The organism is Paraburkholderia sp. EG286B, assembly GCF_040965655.1.
Lineage (GTDB): Bacteria > Pseudomonadota > Gammaproteobacteria > Burkholderiales > Burkholderiaceae > Paraburkholderia.
In genome coordinates, this window is the sequence record NZ_JBFRCF010000017.1 from 86,240 (window position 1) to 101,824 (window position 15,585).

General features: G+C 63.2%; 16 protein-coding genes and 1 pseudogene. 9 read left to right on the forward strand and 8 right to left on the reverse strand.

Going from position 1 to position 15,585, the window contains the following annotated elements:
- Positions 1–58: 58 nt before the first annotated feature.
- The 3 genes and pseudogenes from AB4Y42_RS30815 to AB4Y42_RS30825 all read right to left on the reverse strand — a co-directional run.
- Positions 59–599, reverse strand: a pseudogene (locus AB4Y42_RS30815) (autotransporter-associated beta strand repeat-containing protein); the annotation flags it as partial.
- Positions 575–760, reverse strand: coding sequence for a hypothetical protein (locus tag AB4Y42_RS30820; protein WP_368696269.1), 186 nt, complete (start codon positions 758–760; stop codon positions 575–577). The pseudogene AB4Y42_RS30815 and the gene AB4Y42_RS30820, both read right to left, overlap by 25 nt.
- 159 nt (positions 761–919) lie before the next feature.
- The gene (locus AB4Y42_RS30825; protein ID WP_368696270.1) at positions 920–2,503 is read right to left on the reverse strand and encodes an MFS transporter; all 1,584 of its coding nucleotides are present in this window, start codon (positions 2,501–2,503) and stop codon (positions 920–922) included.
- A gap of 317 nt (positions 2,504–2,820) precedes the next feature.
- Here AB4Y42_RS30825 and AB4Y42_RS30830 point away from each other — a divergent pair, with 317 nt between their 5' ends.
- From AB4Y42_RS30830 to AB4Y42_RS30840, 3 genes are all read left to right on the forward strand, one after another.
- Positions 2,821–3,216, forward strand: a complete 396-nt coding sequence (locus tag AB4Y42_RS30830) for a DUF305 domain-containing protein (RefSeq protein ID WP_368696271.1) — start codon at positions 2,821–2,823, stop codon at positions 3,214–3,216.
- A 32-nt stretch (positions 3,217–3,248) separates the two neighbouring features.
- Positions 3,249–4,724, forward strand: a complete 1,476-nt coding sequence (locus AB4Y42_RS30835; RefSeq protein WP_368689955.1) for a YncE family protein — start codon at positions 3,249–3,251, stop codon at positions 4,722–4,724.
- 163 nt (positions 4,725–4,887) lie between these two features.
- Positions 4,888–5,280, forward strand: a complete 393-nt coding sequence (locus AB4Y42_RS30840; RefSeq protein WP_368689956.1) for a hypothetical protein — start codon at positions 4,888–4,890, stop codon at positions 5,278–5,280.
- Positions 5,281–5,295: 15 nt separating this feature from the next.
- Here the strand turns inward: AB4Y42_RS30840 and AB4Y42_RS30845 are convergent, their stop codons facing one another.
- Positions 5,296–6,207, reverse strand: coding sequence for a CHAD domain-containing protein (locus AB4Y42_RS30845; protein WP_368696272.1), 912 nt, complete (start codon positions 6,205–6,207; stop codon positions 5,296–5,298).
- Between the two features lie 232 nt (positions 6,208–6,439).
- Here AB4Y42_RS30845 and AB4Y42_RS30850 point away from each other — a divergent pair, with 232 nt between their 5' ends.
- On the forward strand, positions 6,440–6,808 hold the full coding sequence (locus tag AB4Y42_RS30850) for an NUDIX hydrolase (RefSeq protein ID WP_368696273.1): 369 nt from the start codon (positions 6,440–6,442) through the stop codon (positions 6,806–6,808).
- Positions 6,809–6,918: 110 nt separating this feature from the next.
- Here AB4Y42_RS30850 and AB4Y42_RS30855 read toward each other — a convergent pair whose 3' ends face one another.
- Positions 6,919–7,407 carry a hypothetical protein gene (locus AB4Y42_RS30855; protein WP_368696274.1) on the reverse strand — a complete coding sequence of 163 codons (489 nt, stop codon included), beginning with the start codon at positions 7,405–7,407 and terminating at the stop codon, positions 6,919–6,921.
- Between the two features lie 230 nt (positions 7,408–7,637).
- Between AB4Y42_RS30855 and pstS the strand changes: the two genes are divergently transcribed.
- Positions 7,638–8,663 carry a phosphate ABC transporter substrate-binding protein PstS gene (gene pstS, locus AB4Y42_RS30860; RefSeq protein WP_368689960.1) on the forward strand — a complete coding sequence of 342 codons (1,026 nt, stop codon included), beginning with the start codon at positions 7,638–7,640 and terminating at the stop codon, positions 8,661–8,663.
- An 81-nt stretch (positions 8,664–8,744) separates the two neighbouring features.
- On the opposite strand, the gene AB4Y42_RS30865 is transcribed toward pstS, so the two are convergent.
- The 3 genes from AB4Y42_RS30865 to AB4Y42_RS30875 form a co-directional block, all read right to left on the reverse strand.
- Positions 8,745–8,942 (reverse strand): DUF3562 domain-containing protein, encoded by a 198-nt coding sequence (locus tag AB4Y42_RS30865; RefSeq protein ID WP_342919853.1) that lies wholly within the window; start codon positions 8,940–8,942, stop codon positions 8,745–8,747.
- Positions 8,943–9,078: 136 nt separating this feature from the next.
- Positions 9,079–9,783 (reverse strand): response regulator, encoded by a 705-nt coding sequence (locus AB4Y42_RS30870; RefSeq protein ID WP_368696275.1) that lies wholly within the window; start codon positions 9,781–9,783, stop codon positions 9,079–9,081.
- 7 nt (positions 9,784–9,790) lie between these two features.
- Positions 9,791–11,218 carry an ATP-binding protein gene (locus tag AB4Y42_RS30875; RefSeq protein ID WP_368696276.1) on the reverse strand — a complete coding sequence of 476 codons (1,428 nt, stop codon included), beginning with the start codon at positions 11,216–11,218 and terminating at the stop codon, positions 9,791–9,793.
- Positions 11,219–11,450: 232 nt separating this feature from the next.
- On the opposite strand from AB4Y42_RS30875, the gene AB4Y42_RS30880 reads away from it, so the two are divergent.
- The 4 genes from AB4Y42_RS30880 to AB4Y42_RS30895 all read left to right on the forward strand — a co-directional run bounded on the left by AB4Y42_RS30880 (position 11,451) and on the right by AB4Y42_RS30895 (position 15,576).
- Entirely contained in the window at positions 11,451–12,182 is a 732-nt protein-coding gene (locus AB4Y42_RS30880; RefSeq protein ID WP_342919856.1) for a response regulator transcription factor, read from the forward strand.
- A 286-nt stretch (positions 12,183–12,468) separates the two neighbouring features.
- Positions 12,469–13,434 (forward strand): glycosyltransferase family 9 protein, encoded by a 966-nt coding sequence (locus AB4Y42_RS30885; RefSeq protein ID WP_368696277.1) that lies wholly within the window; start codon positions 12,469–12,471, stop codon positions 13,432–13,434.
- 89 nt (positions 13,435–13,523) lie between these two features.
- A complete protein-coding gene (locus AB4Y42_RS30890; RefSeq protein ID WP_368696278.1) occupies positions 13,524–14,396 on the forward strand; it encodes a glycosyltransferase family 9 protein in 873 nt (290 codons plus the stop codon).
- A 67-nt stretch (positions 14,397–14,463) separates the two neighbouring features.
- The gene (locus tag AB4Y42_RS30895; protein WP_368689966.1) at positions 14,464–15,576 is read left to right on the forward strand and encodes a glycosyltransferase family 4 protein; all 1,113 of its coding nucleotides are present in this window, start codon (positions 14,464–14,466) and stop codon (positions 15,574–15,576) included.
- Positions 15,577–15,585 lie beyond the last annotated feature (9 nt).

The window sequence follows — 15,585 nt, forward strand, 5'->3', positions numbered from 1 at the left end:
CACACGCAAAACGGCCCCGAACCATCGCGATTCGGGGCCGCTTTGCTGAGTGACTACATCACGAAGCCGAGAGCTTCACCGAAACGCCGGTCGAAGAATAAACGGGCGTGGCCTTGAAACCATCCACCGTGACCGTTGCGAATTTCACCGATGCGCCGCTGCCGTCGATCACGTCGATCGAGTCGCCCGCTTTCGGCGTATAGCCGTTCACGAACTTCACATGCAGCGTGCCGCCCGCCACCGTGAGCTGGCCGCCCACGCGCAGGCGTCCGCCGCCGTTGCCGTCGATGTCGAGTTCGAGCGTCGTGCCGTTGAGCTGCGTGTACTTGCCCGCCACCGTCAACGGTGCGCTCGTCGCCACGGCCACGCCGCCGCCGGACCCAACGTACACGTCGCCGTTGCCGAAGGCCGTGGTCGACGCCGCCGCTCACCTGCGAGCCGCCCGTGTAGCTGTTGTTGCCCGCGAGCGTGAGTGTGCCGCTGCCCTGCAGCGTGAGCTTGCCCGAGCCGGCGATGTCGTTGCGCCAGGTGTCGGCGGCGTTGAAGCCACCCTGGGTCGCGTCCATGGCCACGATCACGTTGCCGCTGAACGCGCCATAATCGGTGCGTTGTCCACGAAGCCGGGGTCGGCAGGCGGCGCGGGAATGGCGGCAGTGGTGGCGGGATCGCTATTGCCGCCTCCGCAGGCGGTCAGCGCGGCAACGCTGGTAAGCACTGCCAGGTAGACCGGCAGTGCAATTCGACGGCGTGATGCGGGCATGCTGAGGGCTCCGTCGTCGTGATTGATGCTGTGTGATTATTTGTGACTGACGGCGGCGAATTATGCTTACCGTCGATTACTCCCTAATTACTAATTTATTACGCAGATGTTAAACGGTAGTGGAAATGAAGTACCGGTGAAATATTTTGCGTCGTTCATTTACGGCTGCGCCTCGAGATAACCGACCTGCACGGGCGGCACGAACCACGCGAGACACAGGCCGGCCAGCGCGGCCACGGCTGCGACGATGAGGCCCATGTGGATCGAGTCCACGAGCGCGCTGCGCGCCGAATTCATCATCGCATCGCCGGCATGGCCGGCGCTCACGAGACGGCTGATCAGCGCGGCCTGGTCGGCGCGGTCCACGAGCAGTTCGGGACTCGCAAACGACTTGAACCACTGCGTCGCCTGATACGAGTCGAGCGAGCGATTCACGCCCATGGTGTAAACATGCCCGAGCAGTGCGCCGGTCATCGCCGTGCCCAGCATGCCGCCGAACGTGCGCAGCGATTGCAGCATCGCCGTGGCGGCGCCGAGATGGTCGCGCGAGACGATCTGCTGCGAGCAGACCGTGAGGCTCGTGCCCACGAGGCCCAGCCCCAGGCCGCTCGCGCCCATGCACGCCATCCACACGAGATGCGGCTCGTTGCCTCGCAGCACGACCACCGCGAGGCTCGCGAAAGCGGACAACGCGAAGCCGACGTAGAGGATCGCGTTGGCGCGCCGGATGCGCGTGACCACGCGATTGTTCACGAAACTGCCGACCGTCGTGCCGAGCAGCAGCGGCGTGATCAGCATGCCCGAGGCGCGCGGCGACATCGCATAGCCGCCCTGGAACAGCAGCGGCACATAGAACACGAGCGAGAACAACGCAAACCCGCCCAGCACCGACATCGCGAAGAGCGGACCGAGCTTGCGGTCGAGCAGCATGTCCACGGGGATGATCGGATAGCCCATGCGTTTTTCCCAGAAGAAAAGCGTCAGCGAACAGACCACCACAATCACCGCGAGCACGATCGTCGAAGTCGTCCAGCCCTGCCTCGGCAAAAGCTCGATGGCGAGCTGCAGCGCGCCGAACGTGACGGCGACGACGCACGCGCCGAGCCAGTCGAGACGCAGCCGCGCGCCTTCGCGGGCATGGTGCAGATGCGGCAGGAAAGCATTCACGAAGAAGAGCGCTACCACGCCCACCGGCACGTTGACGAAGAAGACGAGGCGCCAGCTGCCGTGCTGTGTCAGCATGCCCCCGAGCGTTGGCCCGACCACGTTCGCCAGGCCAAACGCTGAGGAGACGAACACCAGCCAGCGCAGGCGCAGCCGCGGATCGGGGAACAGGTCGGCGACGGTCGCGAATACCGTCCCCATCATGATGCCGCCGCCGATGCCCTGCAGGCCGCGCGCGAGCACGAGAAACAGCATGTTGGTCGCGATCCCGCAGAGTACCGAGGCGAGGGTGAAGAGGAGGATCGCTGCGAGCATGAAGGGTTTACGGCCGAACAGATCGCCCAGACGCCCGAAGATCGGAATCGTGATGACCGACGCAAGCATGTAGGCCGTCGCGACCCATGCATAAAGCTCGAAGCCCTTGAGCTCCGCGACGATGCGGGGCAATGCGGTGCCGACGATGGTCTGGTCGAGCGCAATCAGCATCGAAACCGACGCGACGCCGAGCATCGCCAATACCGACTCGCGAAACGGCAACAGCTGCCGCGCTTGATCGTGAAGCCCAATGCTCGTGGCCATGTAGCGCTCCTCACCGCGGCGACGCGGCTAATCTGCTATGCGGTGCCCGGCAAAAGATCATTCGGTCGGGCCCGCGCGTGCGACCTTCATGCGCTGTGCAATGATGGTACGCCCGCTTACGCGAATGTCACGGGGCGAACGCGCTAGCAAGGAAGTTATTCCACCCGGCCCGCGCGAGGCTCGTGAGTCGGGAAGCGTTTGCCAACGTTTCGCGGTTCGTCGATCCGCACTTCAATTTCGCCAGGCATGGAGTAAATCGGCGAGTCCGTTGTTTGCCTTCACGTCGAACGGGATTCGACCGATACGGAGGGGACGTCATGAACGCTGCAATTCGACTCGTTTTGCGGGCAACGGTGAGCGGTGCGGCCGTGCTTTCCCTGGCCGGTCTATGCGCCGCGTCGTCGGGTGACGCGGGATCGTCTCGCGATAGTGAAGAAGGCTCGTTTCTCTCTGAAAACGACGCCGCCATGACGAAGATGATGGCGGGGATGGCGGCCAGGCCCACGGGCGACATCGACCGCGATTTCGTCGCAACAATGATTCCCCATCACCAGGGTGCCATCGATATGGCCATGGCGGAACTGCGGCATGGACACAACGAACAGTTACGCCGGATCGCCCAGGCGATCGTGGTCGAGCAACAGCAGGAGATCGTTGCCATGCGCCTCGCGGTGCATGACGCGAACCCGGCGCCGGCGCCGATGTCGCACTGACCCACTCGCATCAAAACGCAGGAGACAACGTCATGAAAACCAACGCCATGCTTGGCGCGGCCCTGACCGCCGTCGCGCTTGCCGCCGCCACGCTCGCCGAGGCGGGGCAGGTCCCCGGTTCGCTCGCGGCCGCCGATATTCCGGTGAGCCATCGGGACCGCGTTTATTCGTCTGATCAGTTTTCGAACACCGTGTCGATCATCGACCCCGCGGCCAATCGTCTGGTCGGTGTCATCCGCCTCGGTGAACCGACTCCGGCCAACTTCAGCCCGCTCTATCACGGTCAGTTGCTCGTGCACGGGATGGGCTTTTCTCCCGATCACCGCATGCTGGCCATTGTCTCCATCGGCTCGAACTCGGTGAGCTTCATCGATACGCAAACCAATGCGGTCAAGCACGTGACCTATGTGGGCCGCTCCCCGCACGAGGCCTTCTTCACACCCGACGGCAAGGAGGTGTGGGTGACCGTGCGCGGTGAGAATTACGTCGATGTGCTCGACGGCAAGACCTTCGAAGAGAAGACGCGCATTGTCGTGCCAGCCGGGCCGGGCATGCAGATCTTCTCGCCCGATGGAAAGTACGGGTATATCTGCTCGTCGTTCAACCCGGAAACCGATGTCGTTTCGGTAGCCGATCACAAGGTCGTGGCCCGCGTCACACAGGCGAGCCCGTTCTGCCCGAACATCGCGGCGACGCCGGATGGCCGGCAGGTCTGGTTCACGTTGAAGGATGTGGGCAAGACGCAGGTGTTCGACGCCCGCCCGCCGTTTGCGCTGCTGAAAACGCTCGATACGGGGCCGATCACCAATCATGTGAACATCGTGCAGAACGCCCACGGCATGTTTGCGTACGTGACAGTGGGCGGCCTGAACCAGATCAAGGTGTTCCGTACCGACGACTTCTCGCAGGTGGCGACCATTGCGGTTGGCAGCCTGCCGCACGGCATCTGGCCGTCGGGCGACGGCACGCGTGTCTACGTGGGCCTCGAAAACGGCGATGCGCTGACGGCAATCGACACGCTGACCAACCAGGTCGTCGCCACGGTGCCGGTCGGCCAGGCGCCGCAAGCCGTGGCGTACGTGCCGGACGCCGTGCCGGAAGGCGACGGTACGGCCAACACGCAGCCGCTCGGCGCGGCGGGCGAGGCAACACACGTCATGCTGGTTCCGGTGGGTGACGCCGCGGCCGATCGTGGCGCTGCGCCCACTTCGGTGGCGTTGTTCGATCAGGGATTGCTGCAGGTGCTGCAGGCTGCGGTGACGGGATTGCAGGCGGGCCAGCCGTATTTCCTCGGACTTTCGGACCACGCCGACGGCAGTGGCCGCATCGACGTCCTCGCGAGCTTCAAGGCCAACCCGGCCGGCTCCGCGATCGTCAACACGCTGGGGCAGATTCGACAGGTCGTCGTGCCCGGCACGCCGGGCGTGTCCGATCACCGACGATATCTCGTGATCGCGCCGAGCGTGGGCGGCGCGCCCGGACCGGCAGTGCAGGTGCAGGCCTTGTGAAGATCCCAGGAATCGTCTTCTTCATTTCGAATTCCTTAGTAAGGACTTACGGCTCGCGGGCGACACTGTTTGTTTGCCGACGTACGGAAGCGCCCCACGCTTGACGCCTGCTTCTGCGGGACGCTAACTGACGGTGATCGGTACCCGAAAGCGAGGTGACGCAATGAGCGCTTCCCGCAATCTGGCTAACAGCCAGCTTACCGTCCTGCTCCTGATCCTTCTGGTGCATGGCACGGCCAATGCCGCCGGCGATCGCGCGGCGCCCACCGCCTCACCTGGTTTCGAACCGAGCGAGCTTTCGACGGACTGCGTCGACCGGGAATATCGCGGGAAAAATGCCAGACTGGGACTCGACTACATCGACCTGATCAACAACTGCGGCGCATCGGTCATCATCACGTGGCAGTCGTTCAACAACGGCGCGCCGCAAACGGAAGGCGGGGGAATGGGGCAATCGGAATGCATACCGCCCGGCGGTTCCATCACCACCGCGTCGCGCGAGCGGCTCGGCACGGCGAGTGAGAACCTGCCCGTTAGCGTCGTGACCTGCCAGTGATGGCAGCTTGCTGGTTCAGTCGGTAATGGCTCTCACCCTTCGCGAGGCCACGTCGATTCGCTGGTACTTCATGGCTTCCAGCCACTGCAATGACTTCTCGACGATGTCGGCAGGCACCTCGTCGAATGTCGTGTTGCGGATCAGGGTCTCGCTCGCGGCAATGTCGTTGAACTCCCCTAGCGTCTTTTGCACGGACGTCAGCTCCTTGATGGTGCGCTCGTGCCCGCCTTTGATCACGGGTTGAAAAAACTCGAGCAGATAGCGCAGCTTTTTACCGGCCTTGCGCACGTCATGAAGACTCTCCTCGTGGCCGGCCTCGCTTCGCGCGGCGCGTCTGCTGCGCTTTCGAAGCGTGCGCTGCGCCATGCGGACTCGCCGCCTGGCAAACGCGCGGATCGGCAGATCATCGCAACTCGACTGCAGCGTGGTTTGCGCGCGCAGCACGGCGTCGTTCAGAAATGCCTCGACGGCGTCGCTCTTGATCATGGCCTGGCTATGCGCCACCGCTTGCGCGCGCTTCTCGCGCGCCGCGCTCACGAGCAGTTCGATGGAGGCGTCTGACTTCTGTGCGGTTTTGAGGAGATCGCCTGCGATGTCCCAGTCGCGCGTTCCGCCCGCCACGGCGGCCAGGCGCTTGAATTCTTCGCTGGCGTGCGCGGTGGCTTCCACGCCGAGCCAGGGTGAGTACGCCCAATACAAGGCACGAAGTTTTCTGAAGGCCACCCGAAGCTGATGAAACGCTTCGGGGTCGACTTCCGTTGCGAGGGATTTCGTTCTTTGCACCACCTCGACGACCACTGGCATGGCCAATGACGAGAAGGTGCTGGCGATGGAGGTCTTGCTGGTGAGTGACGCGGCGGAGCGGCGCCGATCGATTCTGAGGCGAGTGCGCGGCCGTGGCAGCGGCCAGTCACCGTCCATATCCATTTCAACCTCGAGTCTCACAAAAACAGGTTGGCCCAAACCATACCATATGGCCGGTTGGCAATCTAATCTTCGTGACGATTTGATGAAGTGTGCAAATTCTGACAAGTTGACAGCCTTTGCGTCGCTGGCGGGTTGAACTTCTGATTTTCTGTATTACGATGCTTACCTACGTCAGGCGTTGCTTTGCGGATGCAGCGAGAAGCGCCCCCCGGGAACGAAGTGGGAGTTCGAGTTGAAGAAACGGGCCACCGTGATCTGTCGTAGAGGTAAGCGAATACTCCTGGTAGCACGCAGTCAGTCGAAGTGGGCACTACCGGGTGGCATGTTGAAGCGCGGTGAGCATCTTACGCAGGCCGCGCTTCGGGAACTCAAGGAGGAGACGCGGCTGCTGGGCAAGTCGGCCAGGTACCTGTTCGACATTCGCGGCAAGCAGAAACACCATCACGTGTTCTCCTGCGAAATACCGAGGCAGGCCAAGGCACGGCCGAGCAGCGAGATAGCCAGGTGTCGATGGGTCCATCTCGACGACATCCCGCGCCTGCTCACCAGCGGTCCAACAACCGATATCGTGCGGCTGATCAACCAGCGGCGCAGGAAGTAACACCACGGCCCTCGTGGTGAGGGATTGAACGCCCACGGCGTTCAATCCGGATGCATCTCCCTTCCCCAGGCAGATACCCCAAGCCCAACATCACCAACGCTTCGCGCCCATCAGGCGTTTTCGTCGCCTTTGGCCGGACGGCCCGTCTTGACGGTCTCGAGCGCTTCGATCGCAGCCAGCAGCCGCTTCTGCGGGGCCGCTTCCAGCAGTTGAAGGCCGGCGCGCAAAAGTTCGCTCTTTCTCACCGCAACACCGGCCTCGAGGCACTTGCGCTTGAGGAGCGCGATGCGCTGGTAGTCCGTCTTGGGCATCGTGAAGCTGTCGCGCACGACCTTGTCTTTCTTCACGCGCTTGGCCTTGACCTTTTCGGCGGGTGCAGCCGCAGGTGCAGGAGCCGGTGCCTCCGCAGCGCCGTTAGCGGGCTTCGCCGCCGCTTTGGATACGGCCTTTTTGCGTTTGGACTTTACCGCCGCTTCTGCTGCAGCTGCCGCAGCGGGCTTTGCTGCTTCGCTTTGCGTCTCCGCGGTTGCCTCGGCTGCCGCGGACTTCGGGAAGTGGAACGCCTTCTTGGTGGGTTTGCGTGTGGTCGCTACAGTCATGTCGATCTCCGGTCTGAAAACGGTATAAACAGTATATACGGTTTATCGCGACATTCCACCCGCGCCGCGATCTGCCTTCGAACCTGTTCAGTGAGTCCTTGCTAACACGTCTGCTGAATGGTGACGTCAGCATCCATAAGTTCTCTTTTGCGATCGACTGCAGTGTCACCCAATCGTCACATTGCGAACGTAACGTCCAGCGCATCAATAACGATTTTAAGGAGTACGGGATGAGAGTCAGTCTCTTTGCGATTGTCATTCTCGCGCTGGGCACGGGCATCGCCCAGGCTGCGGATATCACGGGCGCGGGCAGCACCTTCGCGGCACCGATCTACACGAAATGGGCGGATGCCTATCAAAAGTCGGGCGGCGGCAAGGTCAACTACCAGGGCATTGGCTCGTCGGGCGGCATCAAGCAGATTCAGGCCAAGACCGTCGACTTCGCGGGTTCGGATGCCCCGCTCAAGGATGACCAGCTGGCCAAGGACGGCCTGTTCCAGTTCCCGACGGTGGTCGGCGGCGTCGTGCCGGCGATCAACGTGCCGGGCGTGAAGCCGGGCGAGATCACCCTGTCGGGCCCGGTGCTCGGCGACATCTACCTCGGCAAGATCAAGAAGTGGAACGATCCGGCCATCGTCGCACTGAACCCGAAGGTCAAGCTGCCTGATCTCGACATCGCCGTGGTCCGCCGCGCCGACGGTTCGGGCACCAGCTTCATCTGGACGAACTACCTTTCGAAGGTCAGCCCCGAGTGGAAGAGCAAGGTCGGCGAAGGCACGACCGTGAACTGGCCGACCGGTACGGGCGGCAAGGGCAACGACGGCGTCGCAGCCTTCGTGCAGCGTCTGCCGGGCGCGATCGGCTACGTCGAGTGGGCGTACGCGAAGCAGAACCACATGGTCTACGCCGCGATGAAGAACGAAGCGGGCACGGTCGTTCAGCCGGACACCGAAACGTTCAAGGCGGCGGCCGCCGGCGCGGACTGGAAAAAGTCGTTCTACCAGATCCTCACGAACGAGCCGGGCAAGGACGCATGGCCGGTCGTCGGCGCGACCTTCGTGCTGGTGCACACGGCGCAGGACAAGCCTGAGCAGGGCAAGGAAACGCTCAAGTTCTTCGACTGGGCTTTCAAGAACGGCTCGTCCGCCGCCGATAGCCTCGACTACATCTCGCTGCCGGAGTCGGTCGTCAGCGAAATCAAGTCGCAGTGGAAGGAGAAGGTCAAGGACGCGAGCGGCAAGCCGATCGCACCTTGATCTGCAATGGAATGCGGGCGCGCGCATGCATGGCGCGCGCCTGCATCTCCAGCCACTCAGAGCGCTCGGGGCTGTACGAGCCTAGTGCGCGTCTGTGCGCAAGCTCCGCAGATTTTCGCGCACGCGCCGCGCGACCAGCACGGTCAGGTAATCCATGATGCGCGCGCCGTCGCTGAATGCCGCCCAGGTTTCTTCGTACATCCTGGAAACGGTCTCCATGGGAGCATGGGTCTCGGCTGCAATCGCCTTTACGAGTTCTTCTGCGGCGTGCTGGTTCATCGATGCCTCCATGCGTATAGAGGGGAACGCGGGAAGGCCATTAGACTGCATCGCGCGTCCGGCACGCCAATACATTTAGCCTATCTACCGGCGCCTCTCGTTCGATGCGGATTCGTCGGTGTACAGCCTGTCAAATTCATTCGCCGGCAGGCGCGATCTCCAGGCGATAACCCACACCGTAAATCGAGCGGATCATGTCCTGCTCGGGCCGGATCGACTGGATCTTGCGCCGCAGGTTCTTGACGTGCGAGTCGATCGTGCGGTCGGCCACGACCCGATGATCGTCGTATAGCGCGCGCAGAAGAAAGTCGCGCGCGTAAATGCGGCCCGGGCCCGAATGCAATAGCGCAAGCAAACGAAATTCGATGGGCGTGAGGTGCAGATCGCGGCCGTCCAGGCGCGCGGCGTATTGCGTAACATCGATCGAAAACGGCGAGGCCACGGTGCCTTGCGCCTCCTGGTGTGCGCGCGCCAGCAGTTCGGCACGACGCAGGATCGCTTTCACACGTGCTACGACTTCGCGCGGACTGAACGGTTTGCACACGTAGTCGTCGGCACCCAGTTCGAGCCCGAGCAAACGGTCGATTTCGTCCACGCGCGCCGTGATGATCATCACGGGAATGGCGGAGAACGTGCGAAGTTCGCGGCACACGTCGAGGCCGCTGCGTCCGGGCAGCATCAGGTCGAGCAGCACCATCGACGGTTGATGTTCGCGCACGTAGGGCACGACCTCGCGGCCGTCGGCCACGATCGCCGTGGCGAAATCCTCCTTCGCGAGGTAGTCGGCGAGCAGGGCCGCGAGCTTCGGCTCGTCTTCGACGATGAGGATGGACGGCCGCATGGTCGGATCAATCATGTTGCGTGTGTAGGCGAGGAAGTTGGACCAGGATCCGCAGCCCGCCGAGCGGGGAGCGCGATGCCTCGATGGTGCCGCCGTGCTGCTCCACGATGTGCTTGCACAATGCGAGCCCGAGACCCGCACCGCCGATTTGACGACTGCGCGATGGGTCGACGCGGAAGAACCGGTCGAACAGATGCGGCAGCAGCGGCGCAGGAACCGGCGGAAACGAATCTTGAACGTCGACATGGATGTCGTTGTCGTTCGACGTGACCGAGAGCCTCACGCGGCCACCGGCATTGGTGTAGCGCAGCGCGTTCTCCAGCAGGTTTTTCCACAGTTGCGTGAGGCGATAAGGATCGCCCGAGAGCGTGGCGTGCGCGTCGTCGGGATCGAATTCCAGCGCGATGTCCTTGGCGGCGAGGCGCTCGCGAAATACGTCGCACGAAGCTTCGACGATAGGCACGAGGTCGAGCGGCACTTTCTCGAATGAGAGCTGGCCGATGTCAGCCAGCGACAGTTCGTAGAGGTCGTCGATCAGCTGGCTGAGCATCGCGACTTCGGACTGCAAAGAAGCGATGGTCGCCGCGTCGGGTCGGCGCACGCCGTCCTCGATCGCCTCGAGCTCGCCGCGCAGCACCGAGAGGGGCGTGCGCAACTCATGCGAAATATCGGCGATAAAGTCGCGCCGGTCGCTTTCGGCCTTTTCGAGCGACGCCGCGAGCCGGTTGAAATCGCTCGCGAGCATCTGCAATTCGTCGCTGCCTTTGGCCGGCACGCGCGTGGCGTAGTCGCCGCCCGCGAGGCGATGCGTGGCCGTGACGATCCGCTTGATGGGCGTGAGCAGCGTACGCGCGAGGATGATCGACATGGCGGCGGAGAGCAACGCGGTAAAGCCCACGATGATCCACGTCGCCTGCAGCTGGCGGTCCTTGAAGCGCTGCTCCGCCTGGTTGATGAGCGAGTTGGGTCCCGCCACTGCGATCCAGCCGACCGTTTGGCCCTTGACACGCAGCGGATGGCGTACGGCGTCGGGCGGCGGGGGCGGCCCCGCGCTCGTGACGCGCTTCATGTTTGCGTCGTAAAGCGTGTAGGGCGGGCGAAACGGCCGCGGGCGTCCGCCAAGGCCGGGGGCGAAGGGACCGCCGTTGCCGTCGTCGCCGTGGAAGCCGCCCGGCGGCGCGCCTGGCGGCGGCCCGCCATCGAATGGAGGCCGGTCCTGCGTGGACTCGCGAGCGAAATCCCAATTGCCATGCTGGGCGTACGAGGCTTCCAGTTCCTGCTGGAGCGCCGCCAGCTCACTCGCACTTTGCTCCTGCAGAAAATCCACGAAGCCGAATTCGAAACTCGTCCGGATCGCGACGCCCATGGCCACCGCAGCGAGCACGCAAGCCGAAAGAATCGCGAGGAAGAGTTTGGAGGTGACGCTGACTTTCATGACGGGTTCAGCAGGGAGCAATAGAGGCGAGTGCGAAATTATTCGGCACTATTTTCGCCCGAAGCGTACCGTAAGGGGTACGTGGCCCGTCCGAATCCACATTTTCTCCAGATTTCCCTTCTTTTTCCTGCACCGTTGTTCCGTATGATCCGCTGCAGATCGAAGCGCATCCATGCGTTCGTGCGCGGGATCCGGATGGAATGACGTGCATCACAGAGGAAGGGACAGATCGATGGACATTCACGTGCTGCTTGTCGAGCCCGATCAGGCGTATCGGGACGACCTGCGTACTTATTTGCAGCGGCAGCAGATCGCGGTGTCGGTGCTGTATGGCGTCGAGCGGCTGGAGCAGCGTCTCGCGCGCGAAACCCCTTCGCTCATTATCCTGCGGCACGATGCGCTCAGGATCGACGGCATCGCAGCGCTGCGCACGCTGCGTGAGCGAGGGTGGCTGACGCCCGCCATCATCGTGAGCGAGTCCGCCGACGTGGCCGACAAGGTGCTCGCCTTCGAATTCGGCGCCAACGACTATATGGTCGATCCGTTCGATCCTCGCGAACTGCTCGCGCGCCTGCATCATGCATTGCGCTGCAAGATCGATTACCCTGCGTCGCCGCGTAGAGAGACGAAGTACGTCTTCGACGGCTTCGAACTCGACGCCATCGACAACCAGCTGTTCAGGGACGGCCTCAAGATTCCCGCGCCTCCGCTGGTGCTCGCGGTGCTCGCGGTGTTCGCCGCGAACCGCCTGCGGCCGCTTTCGCGCGAGCGCATCGTGAGCATGATCGATCGCAATTCGTCGCTTCACGCGCGCAGCGTCGACGTCGTCGTCTTTCGTCTGCGCAAGCTGCTCGGCCTGTCGCCCTGCGGCCGCCAATATATTCAAACGCGTTATAGGGATGGTTATGTGTTTTGCCCTGACGACGCGCTTCCCGATCTGGACCAGGCTGCTGCCCGCGCGTGAAAAAAACCCGGCGATGCGCCGGGTATGCAAAGGGTTGAAGGTAAAGCACCGTTCATCCGCGGTCGAGGCTTCCCGCGCAATGTCAGGCGAAGACCAGCGTAGCAGGTGACGTCGCATTCACGAAGCCCAGAAACATTGCTAATTCTTTACGTGTAATCGGGCGCGTAACGTTCGCGCGCGCCGGCGTGGCGCGAAAGAAATGCGCAGAAAGATCACGTAACCCGCGAATCGCGCCACAGTGGCACCATGCGTGTCCATAGCCGAAACCCGATCAGACACGCAACCGATGCCACAACCCGCCCGTGTGAGTCACGCACAGCACGACACGCCAGCAACGGGTCCCTCCATTGCGCACGCGAAAGCACCCAACGCGGCGTTCGTGATGTCGCCGGCGCTAGGGGATTCGCTGAATCTGCTGGTCATCGCGCACAACCTCGTGCGAGCGGGCTGGCAGGTGGAAATATTCGGAGATCATGCGTGGTCGCTTGCGCTCTGGTTCCCGCACCTGTCGATGAACCCGGCGCTCGGCGAGGAAGCAGCGCGCGACAGGCTGGCGAGCTTCGGCGTCGTGGTGCAGATGCACCGCGAGCGGCCGTTCAAGCATCTGCGCACATGGCATCCGGGCTTCGTCGACCTGCACGACATCGAATATGCCGATGACGGCCGGTGCATGGCGCAGCGTTTTGCGGCGTTCGCAGCGGCTCATTTCGGATTGCAAACCGTCGAGATTTCGAACGGCATTCGTGCGCCGCTGGATTTTCAGCGCCGCCGTTACGCCCAACGCGTGGCGGTGCATCCGGAGGCCAGTACGGCCGACAAGCGCTGGCTGGCGCAGCGCTTCATCGGCTTATCCCGGCGTTTGAGCGGGGAAGGCTTTGCGCCCGAGTTCGTGGTTGCCGACAGCGAGCGCTCGCACTGGCTGCCGCTTGCCAGCGTAGCGCCGCCGTTGCGCTCGTTTCGCGATACGGCCGGGCTTGCGGCGTGGCTCTACGAATCGGGCTGGTTCATCGGCAACGATTCGGGCTTGGGGCATCTCGCTTCGGCGCTCGGCATACCGACGCTGACCGTATTTCGCCGGCGACGTATCGCGCAACGCTGGCGCCCGGGATTTCAGCGCGGCGAGATCGTGCTGCCGCCGTGGTGGGTGCCGACCGCGGTGCTCAAGGAAAAGTGGTGGCGCGAAAGCATCTCGGTGAGACGCGTGTACCGGGCCTTTCTGACATTGCGGGCGCGCGTGGCGTCGATGACCTGAAGCCTGCATCGCGATAAACGCATAGCGGGGTCCGCTACGCATGCCGAATATAAATTTAGTCTTGCTAACGTATAAGCCTTTGCACAAAAATGAAAATTCAGATCCAGGGCAATGTTGCGGTGGCGTTGCCGCCGCCGATCGGCGACAGCCTCATCGGGCTCGTGCTCGTCAACAATCTGATTCGCAACGGCTACCGTCCTATCGTGTTTGGCTGGGTCGCCGAGCAGCTTGCCGACTGGTTTCCCCATATGACGGTCGGCTATCAGGCGGCGTATGCAGGCGCCTTCGATACGGTGATCGAACTGCGTCCGACCGAGTTCGGGCCGATGCTGAGCCGCACCGGCAAGACGTTGCGTCTGGCTGACCTGCCCGAATATGGCGGCGGGAAGCACATGGTCGACCGCATCGTCGATATTGCAGCGAATGTGTTCGGGCTGCGCGACGTGACGCATTCGAACGGGCTCGTCGTGCCGCCTGGCGTGCAGCGCGGCCGTTTCGCGGATCGCGTCGTGATCCATCCGACGGGCAGCCACCGCGAAAAAATGTGGAGCCGCGAGAAGTTTCTCGCGCTCGCCGACGAACTCAAGTGCGCTCACTTGCATCCGGGCTTTCTCGTTGCGCCCGGCGAGTTCGCCGCCTGGCGGCAAAGCACCATGCAAGGCCACGAGGTTCACTCGCTGCCGCGACTCGAAGACGTGGCGACATGGATCGCCGAGTCGGCGTGGTTCATCGGCAACGACTCGGGTCTGGGCCACCTCGCTTCATCGATCGGCGTCCCCACGCTCACGCTTTTCATGCGGCGCGGCCTTGCCCGTACGTGGCGCCCGTGCTGGGGACCCGGTCAGGTCGTATTGCCGCCCAACGTCATCCCGTTCGGCAATCTCAAGGAGCTGCTATGGACGAAGCTGCTCAGCGTAAGGCGTGTGATGGCGCATTTTCAGGCGCTGCAGGCGCACTCATGAGCGCAAGCCGTCAAACGCGGCCCGGCGTAAAGGACTGGATCGGCCAATATTGGAGGAGCGGATCGCCATGAAACTCGGTGTTTCCTGCAATGTCATGAAGCATAGCGGCGGCATGGAGCGTTATGCGAGAGACCTCGCGCGCGGCATTGCCGAGCGCGGCTTTCGACCCGCCTATTTCGCGCGCAAGCTCGACCACGCGCTGCCGGAGTATGCGATGGTCGAGCCGCATCGCATCAACGTGTCGTTTCTGCCGGGCAAATTGCGCGATGCCTGGTTCTCGTGGCGGCTGCGCCGTGCGAAGCGTGTTGCGGACGTCGACGTCATGATCGGCTGCAACCGGGTCGACAGTTCGGATATCGCGGTGTGTGGCGGCACCCATCGCGGGTTTCTGCGCGCAACAGGCCGCAGACTCAAGCTTGCCGACCGTTGGCAGATTGCGCTGGAAGAACGCCTGTATGCCAATGCGGCGATCATTCTCGCGCACTCACCGTTGATGCGTGACGAGCTGATCGAACTGTACGGGATCGATGAAGCCAGGGTGCGCATTCTGCGTCCCCCGGTCGATACGGCGCGCTTCACGCCCGTCGATGCGGCTGCGCGCGCTTCGCTGCGCAAGCGGCTCGGCTTCCAGGACAACGAGCGCGTGCTGCTCTTTCCGTCGAGCAGTCATGTGCGCAAGGGACTGCCCCTCATTGAAGCCGCCGTGCGAGACCTGAAGGAACCCGTCGTCGTCGCGGTGGCGGGCCGCCCGGTAGCCAGTCACTCGCCGCACGTGCGCTACATCGGCTTTCAGCGCGAAATCGAAGACTGCTTTCGCGCGGCGGACTTCTCGATCCTCGCTTCCGCCTATGAGCCGTTCGGGCTGGTGGGGATCGAATCGGTCATGTGCGGCACGCCGGTGATCATGCCGTCGACGATGGGTTGCGGCGACGTGATCGCCACGCATGCGAAACACGTGTTCGAGCGGGGAGATGTGCGGTCGCTGCGCGAGACGATCAGGCGCGCAGTCGCGAGCCGGCTTGTCGGAGAGAACCATAACGAGAACGGGCAAGCCGTCCTCTACGACGCCAGCGTGGCCGGGCACGTCGACTCGCTGCTTTCGCTGGCCAGCCAGGTTCACACCAGATGGAGCATCAGCCCGTTGGCGCCTTATACGGCGCCGCTTCGACGCCGGGTCTGAGCGCGGCCG